The following is a 1,048-nucleotide window of genomic DNA, read 5'->3' on the forward strand; positions in this document are numbered from 1 at the left end:
GCCCCGCACAGGGACCGGGCAACCCTATGACCTGCCGCGCGGCCCGTAGACTGTTTCCAGCCATGACACTGCATATTTCCTACCCCGCCGAGCTGCCGGTCTCCGAGCGCCGCGAGGACCTGATGGCCGCCATCGCCGCCAACCAGGTGACCATCATCGCCGGCGAGACCGGTTCCGGTAAGACCACCCAGATCCCCAAGATGTGCCTGGAGCTGGGCCTGGGCGATAACGGCCTGATCGGCCACACCCAGCCGCGCCGGCTCGCCGCGCGCACCGTCGCCGAGCGCATCGCCGAAGAACTCGGCGTCGAGATCGGCCAGGAAGTCGGCTTCCAGGTCCGATTCACCGGCGAAGTCAGCCGCTCCACCAAGGTCAAGCTCATGACCGACGGCATCCTGCTGGCCGAGATCCAGCGCGACAAGCTGCTGCGCAAATACAACGCGATCATCATCGACGAAGCGCATGAACGCAGCCTCAACATCGACTTCATCCTCGGCTACCTCAAACGGATCCTCCCGCAGCGCCCGGACCTGAAGGTCATCATTACCTCGGCCACCATCGATCCCGAGCGCTTCGCCAAGCACTTCGGCAGCGAGGAAAAGCCCTCCCCCATCATCGAAGTATCCGGCCGCACCTTCCCGGTGGAGATCCGCTACCGGCCGCTCTCGCAGCCGGCCGGCGGTGCCGGCGCCGGCGACGACGGAGGAGAAGGCACTGCCTCCGACGACGAGCTCGAAGAGGACCGCGACCCGCTGGACGCCGTGTGCGACGCCGTCGACGAACTTGCCCTTGAAGCTCCGGGCGACATCCTGATTTTCTTCTCCGGCGAGCGCGAAATCCGCGACGCCGCCGACGCACTCCACGCCCGGATCCAGACGAACCGGCGGCTGGCCGGCACCGAGATCCTCCCGCTCTTCGCCAGGCTGAGCCTGCAGGAGCAACACAAGGTCTTCCACCCCGGCAACAAGCGCCGGATCGTGCTGGCCACCAACGTCGCCGAAACCTCACTCACGGTGCCCGGCATCAAGTACGTCATCGACACCGGCAC

1 protein-coding gene is annotated in these 1,048 nt (G+C 66.3%); it reads left to right on the forward strand.

What is annotated here, in order from left to right:
* Positions 1-62: 62 nt before the first annotated feature.
* The coding region (locus AB4Y86_RS19490; protein WP_441403761.1) for a DEAD/DEAH box helicase at positions 63-1,048 on the forward strand (986 nt) is incomplete at its 3' end.

It is taken from the genome of Arthrobacter sp. 2YAF22_2, from assembly GCF_052114645.1.
Taxonomy (GTDB): domain Bacteria; phylum Actinomycetota; class Actinomycetes; order Actinomycetales; family Micrococcaceae; genus Arthrobacter.